At 42.0% G+C, this 3,504-nt stretch carries 3 protein-coding genes; all 3 read left to right on the top strand.

Going from position 1 to position 3,504, the window contains the following annotated elements; genetic code table 11:
• Positions 1-2,121 (top strand): chromosome segregation protein SMC (smc, locus tag AC1DUW_RS23675; RefSeq protein ID WP_477643603.1); only part of this gene is annotated, 2,121 nt, incomplete at its 5' end.
• Positions 2,122-2,147: 26 nt separating this feature from the next.
• Complete coding sequence (gene ftsY / locus AC1DUW_RS23670) at positions 2,148-3,152, top strand: signal recognition particle-docking protein FtsY (RefSeq protein WP_477643602.1); 1,005 nt, start codon at positions 2,148-2,150, stop codon at positions 3,150-3,152.
• A 93-nt stretch (positions 3,153-3,245) separates the two neighbouring features.
• A partial coding sequence (locus AC1DUW_RS23665) for a hypothetical protein (RefSeq protein WP_477643601.1) occupies positions 3,246-3,504 on the top strand: 259 nt, incomplete at its 3' end.

The raw sequence follows: 3,504 nt of genomic DNA, 5'->3' as shown, positions 1-3,504 counted from the left end.
TTCCTTCAACAAGCAAAATCACGCAAAGAGCTGCTTGAAGAAATGGAAGATGATTATGCAGGCTTTTTTCAAGGTGTTAAAGAAGTTTTAAAAGCGAAAGAAACCCTTCGAGGCATTGAAGGGGCAGTTGCAGAATTAATTAAGGTTCCAAAGGAATATGAAACGGCCATTGAAACGGCACTGGGTGGAGCGATGCAGCATGTGGTTGTAGAGCGCGAAGAGCATGCACGTGAAGCCATCACCTTCCTGAAGAAAAATCGGTACGGCAGAGCGACTTTCTTGCCTTTATCAGTCATAAAAGGAAGAGAGATTTCACCGAACCAATTATCGATGCTGAAAAACCATGCTGCTTTTGTCGGGACTGGTTCATCATTAATCCAATATGATGAAAGACATGCAGCAATCGCGGCAAACCTACTTGGCACCGTCATTATCACGACAGATTTAAAGGGTGCTAATGACCTGGCAAAAATGGTGCAGCACCGTTTCCGCTTTGTAACGCTTGAAGGGGATGTCGTCAATCCAGGTGGTTCAATGACAGGTGGAGCGCTTAAGCAAAAAACAACCTCTCTGCTTTCAAGGAAAACTGAATTGGAAGAACTGCACCAAAAACTTGCCGCCATGGAATCGAAAACGAATCAGCTTGAAAAGCAGGTCAAACAGTTTAAAGTGGATGTTGGTGTTCAAGAGCAAACGCTTGAACAAACCAGAAAAGCAGGTGAAACCCTTCGTTTACAGGAACAATCCCTAAAGGGTGAACTTCGTGAAGTGGAGCTGCAGGAAAGAAATGTGAATGATCGTCTGCATCTTTATGATTTGGATAAAAATTCATATTTAGAAGAGCAACAGCAAAAAACAGCTAGACTGGAAGAATTGGAAGAGCTCTTGGATTCATGTAAAACTGAAATTGAAGAGCTTGACCGATTGATTGCTGATATGACGAAACAAAAACAATCTCAACAAACCTCTAAAGAGAGCCTTTCTGAAGAAACAAATGAGTTAAGAGTTACATTGGCCTCTAAACGTGGACAGCTACAAAACCATAAAGAAAAGATGGAGCGCCTTGAATCGGATCTTGCAAAAGAAACAAGCAGACTTGCTGAAAATAAGGATGATTTGGGACTCTTGACTAATGAAATGACTGACAGTTCGAGTGGAGAAGAGACACTTGAGGATATGGCACAGCAGAAATTGCTTGATAAAAATAGAGCAATTGAAGAAATTTCCCTGAAAAAACAAGAAAAAGCCGAAATGCAATCGCAGGTTGAAGCGTTTGAAATATCCTTAAAAGAGGAAAGCCGCCTTTATAAGGGTATCGTAGAAGTGATTAAGGATGAAGAGGTTAAACTAACCCGACTTGATGTGGAATTAGAAAATCGACTAGACCATTTACGCGAAGAATATACGCTATCCTTTGAAGGGGCTAAAGAACAGTATCCATTGGTGATGCCTGTAGAAGAAGCTCAAAAGAAGGTGAAGCTCATCAAACTTGCCATCGAGGAATTAGGGACGGTTAATTTAGGGGCGATTGAGGAATACGCGCGCGTGGCCGAACGCTATGAGTTCCTTCTTAGCCAAAAGGAAGATCTTCAGCAGGCGAAAGATACATTATTCCAAGTTATCGATGAGATGGATGATGAAATGAAACGCCGCTTTGCGGATACCTTCTATGCGATTCGTGAAGAGTTTGAGCAAGTCTTTAAAGCGTTGTTTGGCGGGGGTAGGGCTGAGTTGAAACTGACAAATCAAGATGATTTACTTAATACGGGAGTAGATATCATTGCTCAGCCGCCGGGGAAAAAATTGCAGAATTTAAGTCTCTTATCCGGTGGAGAACGAGCGTTGACCGCGATTGCACTTTTATTCTCCATTTTAAAAGTTCGACCAGTGCCTTTCTGTATCCTTGATGAAGTCGAGGCAGCTCTTGATGAGGCGAACGTAGTACGTTTCAGCCAATTTTTAAAGAAATTCAGTAGGGAAACACAGTTTATCGTGATTACTCATCGTAAAGGTACGATGGAGGAGGCAGATGTCCTCTATGGCATTACGATGCAGGAGTCAGGTGTCTCCAAACTCGTTTCCGTCCGCATGGAAGAATCAGAGAACTTTGTAGAAGTATAAATTCATGAATTAGAGGAAGTGGGACAATGAGTTTTTTCAAGAAGCTAAAAGAAAAATTTACGACCCAGGAAGAAAAAGAAGTAGAAGTATCCATTGGCGAAAAATTTAAGCAAGGTTTAACTAAGACGAGGAATTCCTTTACTGGACGGGTTAATGAACTCGTTGCCCGTTACCGGAAAGTGGATGAAGACTTTTTTGAAGAACTTGAGGAAATCCTCATCCAGGCTGACGTAGGCTTCGATACAGTAATGGAATTAATCGATCAATTAAAAATGGAAGTGAAACTCCGCAATATCTCTGATACGAGAGAAGTGCAATCTGTTATTTCCGAAAAACTTGTCGAAATCTATCAAGGTGATGAGGAAAAGACATCAAGCCTGAACATACAAGAAGATGGTTTAACTGTCATACTGTTTGTCGGAGTGAATGGGGTAGGTAAAACAACGACAATTGGTAAACTTGCTCATAAGTTTAAGGCAGAAGGGAAATCGGTTGTATTAGCAGCTGGTGATACATTCCGTGCCGGAGCAATTGAACAGCTCGAGGTATGGGGAGAACGTGTTGGTGTCAGTGTAATCAAGCAAGGAGAAGGTTCTGATCCTGCCGCGGTTATGTTCGATGCCATTCAGGCTGCTAAGGCACGTAAGGCGGATATCCTGATTTGTGATACAGCTGGACGTTTGCAAAATAAAGTGAATTTAATGAAGGAATTGGAAAAGGTGAAACGTGTAATTGAACGTGAAATACCTGGTRCACCACATGAAGTGTTACTTGCTCTTGATGCAACAACAGGACAAAATGCACTTATTCAAGCCAAGACGTTCAAGGAAGCGACCAATGTTTCTGGAATAGTCTTAACGAAGCTTGATGGCACAGCGAAAGGTGGAATTGTCTTGGCAATCCGCAATGAGCTATCTATTCCCGTTAAATTTGTCGGGCTTGGTGAAAAAATGGACGATCTTCAGGAATTCGATGCTGAGAAATATGTATACGGCCTCTTTGCTGATATCATTGATAAAGAAGAAACCTAATATTTTTTGGTAGTCCGGAAGGGATTTTCTCTTCCGGATTTTTTTGTCATTTTTTTTTGCACATCTCCATTACATTTCAGCATATTTATACATATGTTGACGCCACAGGCAGAAGCATCTGACCCGAAGGTTAAAATATCGATTGAACCAGGTTTTGATAGATACATAAAGCGTTCAATGGCAATGCCAATGAAAGTGCAAATTGAAAATAAGGGAGAGGCCGGACAAGGCCAACAAGGGGGTCAAGAGGACAACAAGGCGTCGGACAGGGCCAACAATCAGGACGAGGCGGTAATGGCGGTGGAGGGAAAGGAGGAAGACGGGAAGGAAAAGAACATAACACTCTCAAAGG

The organism is Peribacillus sp. P4_C12, assembly GCF_056402095.1.
Note: the sequence above shows the minus strand (reverse complement) of the source record. Positions and strands in the feature narration are given on the sequence as shown.